Origin of the sequence: Mesorhizobium sp. M7A.F.Ca.US.006.04.2.1, assembly GCF_004022915.1 — a bacterium.
Lineage (GTDB): Bacteria > Pseudomonadota > Alphaproteobacteria > Rhizobiales > Rhizobiaceae > Mesorhizobium > Mesorhizobium ciceri.
The window spans coordinates 1-1,922 of sequence record NZ_RZQA01001039.1 but is presented as its reverse complement, the minus strand read 5'-3'; the positions used below and the strand labels follow the sequence as shown (position 1 = coordinate 1,922).

The window sequence follows — 1,922 nt, the reverse complement described above, 5'->3', positions numbered from 1 at the left end:
GTGTGAAGGCACTCGCCACACTTCCGTCGCTCGATGAGCTGCGCGCCAGGCTGGTTGGCATGATCGCCACGCCGGCAACCCGGATCGCCCAGATCGTCAATGCGCCAGCGGCCTCGGTCGCGCGCGTCATCGGCGCTTACGCCCGGAAGGACGAGGCGGCATGAGGCCGTTCCTCGCTATCACAAACACACGTTCGAACCTTATGAAGGAACACAACAATGGCTGATCTCGCAAAGATCGTAGACGACCTTTCGAAGCTGACCGTCCTCGAGGCGGCCGAGCTGTCGAAGCTTCTGGAAGAAAAGTGGGGCGTTTCGGCTGCTGCTCCGGTGGCGGTTGCCGCTGCTGGCGGCGCTGCGGCCGCTGCTGCTCCGGCCGAGGAAAAGACGGAATTCGATGTCGTCCTCACCGACGCAGGCGCTCAGAAGATCAACGTCATCAAGGAAGTCCGCGCCATCACCGGTCTTGGCCTCAAGGAAGCCAAGGATCTGGTTGAAGCGGCTCCGAAGCCGGTCAAGGAAGCCGTTTCCAAGGCCGACGCTGACAAGTTCAAGGCCCAGCTGGAAGCAGCCGGCGCCAAGGTCGAACTGAAGTAAGCGTAAAAGCGGCGGGCGGCCTCGCGCCGTCCGCCACTCCCTTCGCCCGAAGGGAGAGCGCGTAACGCGAGATTTTGCGAGAACCTCTTTCCTGAGGGCCGAAAACCGGCCTTCAGGAAACGGGTTTTCTCCCGTTCTAGCCGGCCGCCGACAGGCGCCGGGAAAACAGACAGAGGGTTGCCGCCAAGGTGGCCCAGTATGCAAGGCGAGCCGCGGCGAGGCTCGTCCCGAGTTTAGAGCTAAGGAGCGACGATGGCCCAGACCCAGACTTTCAATGGCCGCAGACGCGTACGCAAGTTCTTCGGAAAGATTCCGGAAGTTGCGGAGATGCCGAACCTGATCGAGGTTCAGAAGGCATCCTATGACCAGTTCCTGATGGTGGCGGAGCCCAAGGGTGGGCGTCCGGACGAGGGGCTGCAGGCCGTTTTCAAGTCGGTCTTCCCGATCTCCGATTTTTCCGGCTCCTCCATGCTGGAGTTCGTGAAGTACGAGTTCGAAGGACCGAAATTCGACGTTGACGAATGCCGTCAGCGCGACCTCACCTATGCCGCGCCGCTCAAGGTGACGCTGCGCCTCATCGTGTTCGATATCGACGAGGACACCGGCGCCAAGTCCATCAAGGACATCAAGGAGCAGGACGTCTACATGGGCGACATGCCGCTCATGACCTTGAACGGCACCTTTATCGTCAACGGCACCGAGCGCGTCATCGTTTCGCAGATGCACCGTTCGCCGGGCGTCTTCTTCGACCATGACAAGGGCAAGTCGCACTCGTCGGGCAAGCTTCTGTTTGCCGCGCGCGTCATCCCGTATCGCGGTTCGTGGCTCGACATCGAGTTCGATTCCAAGGACGTCGTGCACGCCCGCATCGATCGCCGCCGCAAGATTCCGGTGACGTCGCTGCTGATGGCGCTCGGCATGGACGGCGAAGAGATCCTGTCGACCTTCTACAACAAGATCACCTACAAGCGTGCCGGCGACCATTGGCGCATTCCGTTCAACGTCGAGCGTTTCCGCGGCCTCAAGGCTGTCGGCGACCTGGTCGATGCCGATACCGGCGAAGTCGTCGTCGAGGCCGGCAAGAAGATCACCGCACGCCAGGCACGGGCGCTTGGCGAAAAGGGTCTGAAGGCGATCAAGGCGACCGACGAGGACCTGCTCGGCAACTATCTGGCCGAGGACATCGTCAACTACGCCACCGGCGAGATCTTCCTCGAGGCCGGTGACGAGATCGACGAGAAGACGCTGAAGGTGCTGCTCGGCACCGGCGAAGAGGAGATCAAGGTTCTCGACATCGACCACGTCAATGTCGGCGCCTATATCCGC

At 61.5% G+C, this 1,922-nt stretch carries 1 protein-coding gene and 2 pseudogenes; all 3 read left to right on the top strand.

Going from position 1 to position 1,922, the window contains the following annotated elements; translation table 11 throughout:
• Positions 1-164, top strand: a pseudogene (locus tag EN925_RS33910) (50S ribosomal protein L10); the annotation flags it as partial.
• Between the two features lie 54 nt (positions 165-218).
• Positions 219-596, top strand: a complete 378-nt coding sequence (rplL, locus tag EN925_RS33905) for a 50S ribosomal protein L7/L12 (protein ID WP_013531413.1) — start codon at positions 219-221, stop codon at positions 594-596.
• A gap of 252 nt (positions 597-848) precedes the next feature.
• A pseudogene (locus EN925_RS33900) lies at positions 849-1,922 on the top strand (DNA-directed RNA polymerase subunit beta); the annotation flags it as partial.

Coding starts and splice junctions, on each gene's coding strand:
- rplL (WP_013531413.1), top strand. CDS start 219: ATGGCTGATCTCGCAAAGATCGTAGACGACCTTTCGAAGCTGACCGTC.